The 8,417-nt window shown below is 66.7% G+C and carries 7 protein-coding genes and 3 pseudogenes; 6 read left to right on the top strand and 4 right to left on the bottom strand.

Annotated features, from left to right (window positions below; genetic code table 11):
• Positions 1-441 (top strand): annotated as a pseudogene (locus AB0N06_RS37235) (transposase); the annotation flags it as partial.
• Positions 442-611: 170 nt separating this feature from the next.
• On the opposite strand, the gene AB0N06_RS37230 reads toward AB0N06_RS37235, so the two are convergent.
• Complete coding sequence (locus AB0N06_RS37230) at positions 612-1,025, bottom strand: hypothetical protein (RefSeq protein WP_366139108.1); 414 nt, start codon at positions 1,023-1,025, stop codon at positions 612-614.
• Between the two features lie 100 nt (positions 1,026-1,125).
• Here AB0N06_RS37230 and AB0N06_RS37225 point away from each other — a divergent pair, with 100 nt between their 5' ends.
• Positions 1,126-1,893, top strand: coding sequence for a transposase (locus AB0N06_RS37225; RefSeq protein ID WP_366139107.1), 768 nt, complete (start codon positions 1,126-1,128; stop codon positions 1,891-1,893).
• A gap of 310 nt (positions 1,894-2,203) precedes the next feature.
• Here the strand turns inward: AB0N06_RS37225 and AB0N06_RS37220 are convergent, their stop codons facing one another.
• A complete protein-coding gene (locus AB0N06_RS37220) occupies positions 2,204-2,731 on the bottom strand; it encodes a YbhB/YbcL family Raf kinase inhibitor-like protein (protein WP_366139106.1) in 528 nt (175 codons plus the stop codon).
• 195 nt (positions 2,732-2,926) lie between these two features.
• Positions 2,927-3,979 carry an NAD(P)-dependent alcohol dehydrogenase gene (locus AB0N06_RS37215; RefSeq protein WP_366139105.1) on the bottom strand — a complete coding sequence of 351 codons (1,053 nt, stop codon included), beginning with the start codon at positions 3,977-3,979 and terminating at the stop codon, positions 2,927-2,929.
• A gap of 459 nt (positions 3,980-4,438) precedes the next feature.
• On the opposite strand from AB0N06_RS37215, the gene AB0N06_RS37210 reads away from it, so the two are divergent.
• From AB0N06_RS37210 to AB0N06_RS37195, 4 genes and pseudogenes are all read left to right on the top strand, one after another.
• On the top strand, positions 4,439-5,821 hold the full coding sequence (locus AB0N06_RS37210; protein WP_366139104.1) for an NADP-dependent succinic semialdehyde dehydrogenase: 1,383 nt from the start codon (positions 4,439-4,441) through the stop codon (positions 5,819-5,821).
• Between the two features lie 40 nt (positions 5,822-5,861).
• Positions 5,862-6,101: pseudogene (locus AB0N06_RS37205) on the top strand (NAD(P)-binding domain-containing protein); the annotation flags it as partial.
• Between the two features lie 43 nt (positions 6,102-6,144).
• A complete protein-coding gene (locus AB0N06_RS37200) occupies positions 6,145-6,705 on the top strand; it encodes an NAD-binding protein (protein WP_366139109.1) in 561 nt (186 codons plus the stop codon).
• Between the two features lie 129 nt (positions 6,706-6,834).
• Positions 6,835-7,638, top strand: coding sequence for a maleylpyruvate isomerase N-terminal domain-containing protein (locus AB0N06_RS37195; RefSeq protein ID WP_366139103.1), 804 nt, complete (start codon positions 6,835-6,837; stop codon positions 7,636-7,638).
• Positions 7,639-8,178: 540 nt separating this feature from the next.
• Here AB0N06_RS37195 and AB0N06_RS37190 read toward each other — a convergent pair.
• Positions 8,179-8,417 (bottom strand): annotated as a pseudogene (locus AB0N06_RS37190) (hypothetical protein); the annotation flags it as partial.

The raw sequence follows: 8,417 nt of genomic DNA, 5'->3' as shown, positions 1-8,417 counted from the left end.
CTGCGCGCACTGGCCCTGACAGCCGGGCAAACGGCCACCCGCACCGTCACCTGGCGCCAGGGCAGCAAGGCCACCAAGCACAACCCGAATGCCGAAATGCGCTCGCAGTTCCTGTCCCTGCGGGTTCGCCCGGCCAACCGGTCCATCCGCCGCGCCGCCGACGGCTCCCTGCCCGAATGCTGGCTGCTCGTCCAGTGGCCACCCGACTCCGCCGAGCCGACCGACTACTGGCTCTCGACGCTGCCCGCCGACACCCCACTACGCGAGCTGGTGCGAATCGCCAAGATCCGCTGGCGAGTTGAGCACGACTACCGTGAGCTCAAGGACGGTCTCGGCCTGGACCACTTCGAGGGCCGCAACTACTTCGGATGGCACCGCCACGCAACCCTCGCCTCCCTCGCCCAGGCCTTCTGCACCCTGCTCAGGCTCGACCCAAAAGCCCCTGCGCCGGCCCGACCCTCTACGCGGTCCTCCGCGAACTCCAGGCCCTCCTGGCCACCTGGACCGGCGCCTGCTCGATATGCGGCCAACCCGCAGCAACCCCCGAACCCCACCACAGGACCTAACAAAGCCCTACTAAGGGCTGTCCCGTAATCCCAGGAGGCTGAGGGTCACGTTGTGTCCGGGTCGGTGCCGATGGCGCCGGCCGAGCGAAGCGAACGCCTGAGGTCTCCGGTGAGGATGCGGGGGTGTCGCCGCCACCACCACAGGTCGGGGCCGGGCAGCCTGTGGAACTGGTCGAGTGCTTGGCCGTCGTCGTCGATGGTTGCGGCCTTGTACCGGTCGTCCAGGGCTTTGATCTGCGGGGTCCAGAGCTGGACGATGTGTTCGCCCAGCAGGAGCCACGCCTCGTGCAGCCAGTTTCGGCAGTACAGGTCGTTGGTGTACTCGTAGATGTCGTCGCCGTAGCCGCGCTCGATGAATCTCACCAGGGCGGCCCACGCGTTCACCCTTTCAGCGACTGTGAATGCCGTCCGCCAGCCGCGCTGGTGCAACAGCTCTCCCACCTCGGTTTCAGTAGCCACAGGCGTGAGGCTCTCACGCAGGATCCGCCCGGACGAACGAGATATGTCCCGCGAGAGGCTGGCGGGCCCTGCAGGATGATCAAGATGAGACGATCTCGCCGTGGCTGGTGTGATCACGGCTTCGGAGCCGTCCTGGATAGCCCCGTTCACCGGGCTGAGCCCGCGGCAGTTCGGCAAGCTGGTGACGGTTCTGCGGCGCGAGGGTGCGGACGCGGTCCGCAGGGGCCGGCCGTGGAGCCTGCCGTTGGAGGACCGGGCACTGCTGGCCGCCGCCTACTGGCGCACGAACCTGACCATGCGCCAACTGGCCCCGCTGTTTGGGGTTTCTAAGTCGGCGGCGGACAGGATCATCGATCACCTCGGGCCGATGCTCGCCCTCCAGCCCCGCAAGCGGTTCGCGAAGGACACCGTGCTGATCGTGGACGGCACCCTGGTGCCCACCCGCGATCACACCGTCGCCGAGCAGTCGAAGAACTACCGGTACTCCACCAACCACCAGGTCGTCATCGACGCCGACACCCGCCTCGTCGTGATGGTCGGCCGGCCCCTGCCCGGCAACCGCAACGACTGCAAGGCGTGGGAGGAGTCCGGCGCGAGGGCCGCCGTCGGCACGACCATGACCATCGCCGACGGCGGCTATTCAGGCACCGGGCTCGTGATGCCCCACCGACGCCGCAGGGGCGAGGAGTTGCCCGACTGGAAGCAGGCCCACAACAAGTCCCACAAGCAGGTCCGCGCCCGCGTCGAGCACGTTTTCGCCCGCACGAAGACCTGGAAGATCCTCCGCGACTGCCGCCTCAAAGGCGATGGCGTCCATCACGCCATGCTCGGCATCGCACGAATCCACAACCTCGCCCTCGCCGGATAGACCACCAAGCCGTACAGCAGCCCACCATGCACGAGACCACTCAGAGACCATTTACGGGACAGCCCTTAGACATATCCCATCGTTGTAGGTCAGGAGCACTCCTCGTTTGTCTGACCAAGCTCCGGACAGCCCCTGTGATGAAAGCGCGAGGTTAGCCTCGAATTCGTCAGCGGGGTTCGGTCGCTGACTTGCTGGAGAGTTCGCCCGTAAGGTCCTCAGGCAGTTCGGGGTCGGCCGCCACATGGCGCCGCGCCGGCGGGCCTTCGCGGTTGACAGCGCGTATGGGCTTGGCGTGGTTGAGCCCAATCGATCACCGCTCATAGGTGCCGTACATGACTGCCCGCGCGATTGCGTGGGTGAACAGGAGGAAGTCCATGAAGGCAGGGGTCGATGCTTCGGACACCTCTAGCTCGTCCACGTCGACGGCATGGACCACGAGGAAGTAGCGGTCCGGGCCGTTTCCCGGCGGCGTCGCCGGTCCCAGGTACTTTCTGTAGCCCGCATCGTTGGCCAGTGTTACCGCACCGCCAGGCAGATCGCCTCCATCTCCCACCCCGACGGGAAGGTCGGTTACGAAGGCAGGAAGGTTAGCCACAGCCCAATGCCAGAAGCCCGAGGCGGTGGGCACGTCCGGGTCGAACATCGCGACCGTGAAACTGCGAGTCTCCTCGGGAAAGCCGGACCAACTCAGCTGCGGTGAGACGTCCGATCCGCCCGCTCCAAGGATGCCGCTCACCTGTTCGCGGGCCAGCGGCCCGCCATGGGCAAAGGACTGCGAGGTCAACGAGAAGGTCCTGATAGGCGGCATGAAATCGTAGGGCCCAAAGGGTTTGATCACGATATTTCCTCGTATCCGCGGTCAGTGATCGGGGGACAGAGCTACTGGCAGTGTCGAGACACGCTGTGGAAGGTTACGAAGTCGCCGCCCTGCGTCGAAGGTGCAGCCGCAGGACGGCGGAACACGGGACACCCCTGTGTGTCCGGATCGAGCGACGCAGGGTGGCTTCCTCGGGGGGTTTGCCTGCCGCCGGCTTTACTCGAAGACGATGACCCGGCGTCCGACGACGTCGCCGTGGCCCAAGGCCTCCAGGTTCTTGTTGATGTCGTCGAGCTTCACTTTGGTGACGTTGTGTTTGACGAGGCCGGCTTCGGCGAGAGAGAGCACCTCGACGAGGTCAAGGTGGTTTCCCCAGAAGGAACCGAAGTAGGACTGCTCCATGCCTACGAAGGGGAACTGACGGTGCTCGACGCGCTGACTCATGAGGCCGACCGCTGCCAGTGCGCCTTCGGGACCCAGCAGGTCGAACCCCATGGAGATGGACGCGTCGCTGCCGACGCAGTCCAGGATGGCGTCGAGGGTCCTCCGGCCAGTCAGCCTCTCCAGCTCGTCCTGGATGGCCTCGGCGGACTTGTCCTTGACGTTGATTCCGTGGTCCGCGCCATTCTCCTTCGCCACGTCCAGTTTGCTGTCCTTACGCGCGAGCGCCACCACGGTCGCACCGCCTCCGAGTAGCTTCGCGTACTGGACCGCGTAGCTTCCCAGCCCGCCGATGCCCGTCACTGCGGCGGTGCGGCCGGCTCCGAGCTTGCCCGCGTCCCGGAGCTTTCTCATCCCTCGGTACGGGGTCATGCCCGCGTCGGTCATGGGGGCGAGGAGCTCAGGCGCCTTCGCCGCTTCCTCCGAGACCGGGATCGCATGGCGGTATTCCACGACCATGTACTCGGCAAAGCCTCCCGGAGGGCCGAAGCCCACCCACCTTCCGTTGCCGCTGCACAGTTGCTCGTTGCCTTCTCGGCACTGTCGGCATGTGCCGTCTCCCCAGCTGGGATTCACGACGACCATGTCGCCCTCTGAGTAGTCCACCGTCGTGGGCACGCCACTTCCCAGTCCCGCCACGCGGCCCGCGACCTCATGCCCTGGGACGTAGGGGAGATCCACGGGGAACGGGCCCTTGAAGTAGCCGTCGAGGAGCTGGTAGTCGCTTCGGCACATCCCCGCCGCGGCGACCTTCAGAAGAATCTCGTCCGGCGCGGGCTCGGGCACAGGAACCTCGTCGACCCGAAGGGGTTCCCGGTACCCGTACATCCGGGCAGCTCGCATTTGCATCACATGTGCCTCGCTTTCGGAATTTACCGGGAGACGGTTGAGAATATTCGGATCAACCCAGGGTCTTGGATGTAGCTTGCGCCGGTCGGCACGCCATGGATTTTGATAGAGGACAGTCCCCTGGGAGGGGTTTTCTTGAAAGGGTAATTGAGCAGATTCAGACGCGTACGACAAGTCTGAGTGGGCATCTTGAAGGTTGCAACTTGACTGGCGTCGTCAAACCGTCAAATGGAACTCCAGCCATTTGGAGCCTGCGTGACGCGAACACACCCACTTTTCTGTGGTGAGACATCCTCTAAGAGAGATATGCTGCGGCAACCGGTCCCAAGATCCCCTGAAGGGTGGGCCGCTGGACGGTGCGCATAATCAACGACGTGGGCGCCCATATTTATGTTCCCAGCTTTTGCGGGGTGTTGCCCGCGGTCGTAGCCTTGATATATGGCTATTGCGACGACGGACCCTGCGACGGGTGAGGTTCTCAAGAGCTTCGATGAACTCACCCCGGAGCAACTTGACGAGAAGCTCGCCCGTGCCGCCGCGGCCGCGGCCGAGTACCGGCTGACGAGCGTGGAGCAGCGCGCTGGATGGCTCGGCCGGGCGGCTGATGTGCTGGAGAAGGACGCGGACGCCGTCAGCCGCGTGATCACGACCGAGATGGGCAAGACCCTCAAAGCGGCGCAGGAAGAGGTGGCGAAGTGCGTGCGGGGACTGCGCTTCTACTCCGCCGAGGGTCCGGGGTTCCTGCGAGACCAGCACGGTGACGCCGAAAGCGTGGGTGCCCAGCAGACGTTCGTGACCTACCAGCCGATCGGCGTGGTGCTGGCCGTGATGCCGTGGAACCTGCCGTTGTGGCAGGCCATGCGGTTCGCGGCGCCCGCCTTGATGGCAGGGAATGTCGGAATCCTCAAGCACGCCTCGAACGTGCCGCAGTGCGCCCTGTACATGGAGCAGCTCTTCCGCGAGGCGGGGTTCCCCGACGACACGTTCCAGACGCTGCTGATCTCCGCGCGCAGGGTGGAGCAGGTGCTGCGGGATGACCGCGTGGCGGCGGCGACGCTGACCGGCAGCGAGCCGGCTGGGCGGTCGGTGGCGACCATCGCCGGTCAGGAGATCAAGAAGGTCGTCCTCGAACTCGGCGGGTCCGACCCGTTCATCGTGATGCCGTCGACGGACCTAGAACGGGCCACGGACGTGGCGGTACGGGCGCGGACCCTGAACAACGGGCAGTCGTGCATCAACGGCAAGCGCTTCTTCGTCCACCAGGACATCGCCGAGCAGTTCCTGGAGAAGTTCACCGCGAAGATGGCCGCGCTTGTTGTCGGCGACCCGATGGACGACGCCACGGACATAGGTCCGCTCGCCACCGAGTCGGGCCGGGCGGACGTGGAGGCGTACGTCGACGACGCGGTCGGAAAGGGCGCGACCGTCCTGACCGGTGGGAAGCGGCCCGACCGGGCGGGCTGGTTCTACCCGCCGACCGTGCTGACCGGCATCACGCCGCAGATGAAGATGTTCCACGAGGAGGTCTTCGGCCCCGTCGCGCAGGTCTTCACCGTCTCCTCGCTGGCGGAGGCCCTCAAGATCGCCAACGGGCACCCGTACGGGCTCGGTTCGAACCTGTGGAGCGAGGATCCCACTGAGCGCGAGCTGTTCGTCCGCGACGTGCAGTCCGGCATGGCGTTCGTCAACGGCAACACCACCAGCTACCCGGAGATCCCCTTCGGCGGCGTGAAGCGCAGCGGCTACGGACGGGAGCTGTCCGACCTGGGCATGCGTGAGTTCATGAACGCCAAGACGGTGTGGATCGGCCGGGGCGCCTGAGTACGCAGGGCATCGGGACGCTGACGCGGAGGATTGATCCATGAACACACACGACACCGGGCCGACGGGACACGGGCGCCCCGTCGTGGCGGTGCTGGGGACCGGCACCATGGGCGACGCGATGGCAAGGAACATTGCCGCCGCGGGGCTCGAACTGCGGGTGTGGAACCGTAGCCGCGAGCCCGCCGAGGCGCTCGCCGAGGTCGGCGCCACCGTCTGGGAGACCCCCGCCGAGGCGTGCCGAGGAGCGAAGGTCGTGCTGACCATCCACGCCAACGAGCAGATCGTCGCCGGGACCAACCGTCGACCAGGCCCGCGAAGGCATCGACCGGGACGCCGTGTGGCTGCAGGGCTGCACCGTCTCGCCCGGAGGCAGCCGGCGCCTGGCGGACAAGGCCGCCAGGATGGGCGTGGCCTACGTGGAGGCGCCACTGCTCGGTGCGAAGGAACCGGCGGTCGCCGGAACCCTGACCATCCTGGCCGCCGCGTCCGACATGTGCGCGGGCGAGCGCGTCCAACCAGTGCTGGACGCCGTCGGCACGCGCACCGTCTGGCTCGACGCGATCAGCCAGCCCAGCAGCCTCAAGCTTGCCTACAACGCCTGGGTGCTAACCACCGTCGAGGGCGTCGCAGAGGCCCTGGCACTCGCCGAGGGCCTGGGTGTCGACCCGCACCAATTGATCAACGTAATCAACGGCGGTGCGCTGAACAGCACCTACGTGCGGTCCAAGGGCCCGAAGATGATCAGCGACGACCTCGACGTTCCTTCCTTCCCCCTGGAGGCGGCGGCCAAGGACGCCGGGCTGATCGCCGACGCGGCACGGGATGCGGGGCTGGAGCTTGGAATGTCGAAGTGGTGCGTGATCGGCTGCAGTTGGCACTGAGCAACGGCCTGGGCCGGGCGGACGCGGCAGCGACGTACCGGATGTCCCGTCGCGCGCCGGCAGCGTGACGCCGGCGGATGACTCGTACGGTGGCCTGCCGCGAGGAGTCCGCGTGGAAGGAAGAGGCTGATGAGTCGAGAGGGTGTCGCCTCGGCGCGGCGCAGCAGCGAGCAGCTGTCGCAGATCGTGCCTCTGGTGGACCACCGCGGGTGGGAGTCTCTATCGGCCTGTGCGGGCTGGCGCGTCATCGACGTGCTCGCCCACCTGGGCGCCCTCGCTCATGAGGCCGTCGACCCTCCCGCCACGGATCCGTCGTGGCCCAAGAACCGCGAGCGCTACCACGACATGAGGGTCGACGAGCGCCGCGGCCGGAGCCATGCCGAGGTGATCGAGGAGTGGCTTCGCTTCACCCCACGGCAGCTGGAGATCCTGGAGGCGGGACAGCAGGCGCCGCAGGCGGACGAACCGGTACTGGTGCCAGGCCTGGGTACCTATCCCCGGCACCTGCTGGCGAACACCATGGCTTTCAACGTCCTGTGCCATCTGCGCTACGACATGCTCGAACCCGGCGGTCCGCTTCCCTTCGCGGTCCCTCCGCCCGACGACGAGCTGGTGGCGCCGGCGGTCGAGTTCATGCTCGCCGGCATCCCGCAGATGCAGGGGCCCGAACTCATCGCCACCATCAGCCGGCCGGTCGTACTCGAGTTCACCGGACCGGGCGCCACGACCGCCACCATCGTTCCCGCCGACGGACCGGACGTCCTGCTGACGGTGGAGCCAGGTGCCGCGGACGGCGCCGCCGCCTGGATCCACAGCAAGGCGACCGACTTCATCGCATGGGGCACGACTCGGACCGCGTGGCGCGACCACTGCCGGATCACCGGCGAGGCGGCCACCGCGGAACCGTTCCTGGACTGCCTCAACATCGTGTGAGGAAAGGGAATCTTCACCGCACGGAGTTCTTCGCGTCCCTCCGCGTAACGCCCGGCTGACCGTTAACGGCAGGAGCCTGCTCGCGAGGCCAGTCGGCACTTTCTGCCGCTGTGCCAGGGACAGGGCCGTCCGGCCCAAGCGCGGCCCGGTCAGGCCCGGATCCGACGGCTCCCGATATGGGTACGGCAGGAATCCATGCCAGCACCTACGTGGCACGTGCGTTGCCGATCAGCCGCGCCAGCGGCAAGTTGGCCGCACTTCCGTAGTCGATTCTCTTGCGCGCACGGATTGGCAGAGGCAGTGGGGGATCAGGACACGGCCTTGCCCAGAGCCGCGAGGCCGTCGCCGTAGATTCCGGTTCCTGATTCGCGATCGCGACGGGAAGTTCCCCTCGCTGTTCGACGCGGTCCTCGCAGAGGTGGGGATTGAGCACGAGTACCAACATGCCGCACGACCTGGGCGGATGAGGTTTTCGGCATGCGCAGGGCTGCCGGGAAGGTCGGAGGCTGCGGATGTCGGTTGCCCAGCGGGGGGACGCCGTCAGCCGCGGGTGAAGGCCAGCAGGTCGGCGTTGAACTGATCGGTGAACTTGGGGACCATCGACAGGCCGTGCGGGGCGCCCTGGTAAACCTTCAAGGTCGAGCCCGTGAATAGCTTCGAGGACTTGGCGGCCGCGGCCACGATCAGGGGCATTGCGCGATTGGGATTGGTCCGGTTCGCCGGTCTCGTGAGTGACGTGGCGTCATGTCCGTTGTGTGGCAAGGGACCCCGGAGAGCAG

The sequence above is a fragment of the Streptomyces sp. NPDC051020 genome, assembly GCF_040683105.1.
Taxonomy (GTDB): Bacteria; Actinomycetota; Actinomycetes; order Streptomycetales; family Streptomycetaceae; genus Streptomyces.
Note: the sequence above shows the minus strand (reverse complement) of the source record. Positions and strands in the feature narration are given on the sequence as shown.

Coding starts and splice junctions, on each gene's coding strand:
- AB0N06_RS37215 (WP_366139105.1), bottom strand. CDS start 3,979: ATGTACGGGTACCGGGAACCCCTTCGGGTCGACGAGGTTCCTGTGCCC.
- AB0N06_RS37210 (WP_366139104.1), top strand. CDS start 4,439: ATGGCTATTGCGACGACGGACCCTGCGACGGGTGAGGTTCTCAAGAGC.
- AB0N06_RS37195 (WP_366139103.1), top strand. CDS start 6,835: ATGAGTCGAGAGGGTGTCGCCTCGGCGCGGCGCAGCAGCGAGCAGCTG.